The organism is Alistipes sp. DJF_B185, assembly GCF_964250025.1.
GTDB lineage: Bacteria > Bacteroidota > Bacteroidia > Bacteroidales > Rikenellaceae > Alistipes > Alistipes finegoldii.
Genome location: NZ_CAXUDY010000084.1, coordinates 1 through 769, shown reverse-complemented (window position 1 = coordinate 769; position 769 = coordinate 1). Strand labels below are relative to the sequence as shown.

Sequence of the window (769 nt, the reverse complement as noted above, 5' to 3'; positions counted from 1 at the left end):
ATCATCATGGAGGCTTTCATAAACAAGATGAGACGGCTCAAGGGGGTACGCAAACAGCTCATCGTCGAGGAGGCCTGGAAGGCGCTCTCTACGGCCAATATGGCTGAATATCTGCGTTATATGTATAAAACCGTCCGCAAATACTACGGTGAGGCCATCGTTGTGACGCAGGAGGTCGAGGACATCATTTCCAGCCCGGTGGTCAAGGAGGCGATCATCAACAACTCGGACTGCAAGATCCTGCTCGACCAGCGCAAGTTCATGAACCGTTTCGACGCGATTCAGTCCTTGTTGGGGCTGACCGACAAGGAGAAGGCGCAGATTCTCTCGATCAACCAGTCCAACGACCCTTCCCGTAAATACAAGGAGGTCTGGATCGGTCTGGGCGGCGTTCAGTCGGCGGTCTATGCCACGGAGGTCAGCGTCCCGGAGTACCTGGCCTACACGACCGAGGAAACGGAGAAAGTGGAGGTACAGCGGCTTGCCGGGGAGCTGGGCGGTGATATGGAACTGGCGATCAGGCAGCTCGCCGAGGGCAAACGTTAAAGGGAGGGCAGGCCATGTATCGCAAGTGTATCGGATCAGACCCCACGGCGGCGCGTTTGGACTTCGCGCTGTACGAGGTGGCGGGCGAGTGGGAAAGCCGCTCGGGTTCTCCCCGGGTTCGCATCTACCGCAACCCGGGACGCCGGGGCGGCGGTTTTTACGTGGAGGTGTCCTACAAGGACGGGACACGCTTCTCCCGTCCCGTGAGGAAGTATTGGGGAGG

The 769-nt window shown here is 58.6% G+C and carries 2 protein-coding genes; both read left to right on the top strand.

The annotated features are described in order from the left end of the window. Positions 1-546: TraG family conjugative transposon ATPase (locus ACESTR_RS16295; protein ID WP_347029040.1), on the top strand; the 546-nt coding region annotated here is incomplete at its 5' end. Between the two features lie 14 nt (positions 547-560). Then, the coding region (locus tag ACESTR_RS16290; RefSeq protein WP_368228573.1) for a hypothetical protein at positions 561-769 on the top strand (209 nt) is incomplete at its 3' end.